Origin of the sequence: Nocardia sp. NPDC060220 (assembly GCF_042727815.1) — a bacterium.
Classification (GTDB): domain Bacteria; phylum Actinomycetota; class Actinomycetes; order Mycobacteriales; family Mycobacteriaceae; genus Nocardia.
Genome location: NZ_JBHWZY010001231.1, coordinates 1 through 1,537, shown reverse-complemented (window position 1 = coordinate 1,537; position 1,537 = coordinate 1). Strand labels below are relative to the sequence as shown.

At 72.0% G+C, this 1,537-nt stretch carries 1 pseudogene; it reads left to right on the top strand.

The window, feature by feature from the left end:
* Positions 1-1,526 (top strand): annotated as a pseudogene (locus ACFWF3_RS35580) (hypothetical protein); the annotation flags it as partial.
* Positions 1,527-1,537: the final 11 nt, after the last annotated feature.

The window sequence follows — 1,537 nt, the reverse complement described above, 5'->3', positions numbered from 1 at the left end:
CCTACTTCGCGCCCCTGCCGTCGGCCGATGAGCCGGAGGCCCCCGAGCCGCCCCCGGCTTACACCCCCGACCAGGGCCTCCCGCGGATGCGTCCCTTCCCGGACGCGCACCTCTACGACGGTGCGCAGCCGGGCGAAATGTCTGCTCCCCTCCTGCAGCCACCGCGTCCCGCGTCGGCCACCCCTTACCCGGCGCCCACCGGACCGCACCGTCTCCCGCCGCAGCAGGATCCCCACCGAGGCGCCCCTACCCAGCGCTACTCCGGCGAGCATCCCCTCCCGGCGGCCTACAGCCCGCCCACGGAGCAATACCTCCCGCCGACATCGAACCCCAATCCCCGGTTCCCCGCTCCCACACCGGAATTCGACGTCCCCCGCCCGAATTCGCCTGCCCCCTTCGCGGCTCCCACCCAGCGGTTCGGTGCGGAACAGAACGCTCCCGAGGACCGGTTCGCCAGTCCCGCAGGACCTTTCGGTGGCCCGCCGGACGACGGATTCGACGGCGCTCCCGGCCATGGCCGAGGCGATGCGTTCGGCCCGCCGACCGAGCAGTACAACCCCGCCGCCTTCGCGCCGCCGACGCAGAAGTTCGGCGGCGATCTCGACGATCCGCGAGACCGATTCGGTGGTCCCCCCGAGCGTTTCGACGAGGACGCCGACGACCGGTTCGGTGGCCCGCCCGCGCAGTACGCACCGGCAACTGAGCAGTACGACCCCGCCGACATGCAACGGTCGGCGCCGACCCAGCATTACGGGGCCGACGAACTCGATCCGCAGCGCTCGCAGCCGACACATCAATACCGTGGCGGTGCCGCGCCTTTCGCTGCCCATCAGGCCCCGCCGGAGTTCGAGGATCCGGCCAGGGCGGCCGCGACCCGGCAGTACGTGGGTCAGGAGAACGCGTACTCCGACTACGACGAACCGCCCAGTGCCTACGGCGATCACGCCTATCGCGATCCGGCATACGACCCCGGCTACGGGCCTGACCCGGCCTATGGACCCGACCCCGCGTACGGTCCCGATCCGGCCTGGGCGCACCAGGATTCGGAGCGTAGGCGATCGGTTCTGCTGCCGGTGCTGGCCGGTGTCTTCGCCGTCCTGGTACTCGCGGTCGGTGGCGCGATCGGTTGGCGCATGATGTCGGCCGCCGACCCCGCCGAGACCTCCACGGCCGCACCGATTTCGCAGGCGCCGGGCGGTTCCGGCCAACCCGCGGGCACGACCCCGCGCGCGACCACGGCCGCTCCCACCACCTCGGCGGGACCGGCCACCCTGCCCGCGGGTGCGCAGCCCTGTGAAACCGGCACCGCCACAGGCTCTTACAGCAAGGTCGCCGTCGGCAGCGCGGTCACCAGCTGCGGTTTCGCCGAAGCGGTCCGGGAGGCCTACGCCGGCGGCGGTACGGGAGCCCGCTCAGTGGTGGCGACCAGCCCGGTGACCGGCCGCACCTACACGATGACGTGCGCACCCGAGGGCAAACTCGTCACCTGCACCGGCGGTGAGAACGCCGTGGTCTACGTCTACTGACCCGAAACGAC